Source organism: Klebsiella sp. K47 (genome assembly GCF_051858335.1).
Lineage (GTDB): Bacteria > Pseudomonadota > Gammaproteobacteria > Enterobacterales > Enterobacteriaceae > Klebsiella > Klebsiella pneumoniae.
On sequence record NZ_JBPYUI010000614.1, the window covers coordinates 1 to 208 of the forward strand.

General features: G+C 38.9%; 1 pseudogene. It reads right to left on the reverse strand.

Annotated features, from left to right (window positions below):
- A pseudogene (locus RRF55_RS29440) lies at positions 1-208 on the reverse strand (Vi polysaccharide biosynthesis UDP-N-acetylglucosamine C-6 dehydrogenase TviB); the annotation flags it as partial.

Sequence of the window (208 nt, forward strand, 5' to 3'; positions counted from 1 at the left end):
GTGCGTCCCTGCTTCAATAATAAGGTTATAAACCTCATCGACAAAATCAGCAGTTTCAGGTGTAGAGCCTGCCGTAATTTTTAAAATATTGGTCACACGGTGAAGCTTATCCCCTGGATTAATCCGTTCAGGACTATAACCCGCAAAGAAATCTTGATTGAATGTTAAACCAGATACTTTTTCTAAGACAGGAATACAAGCTTCTTCT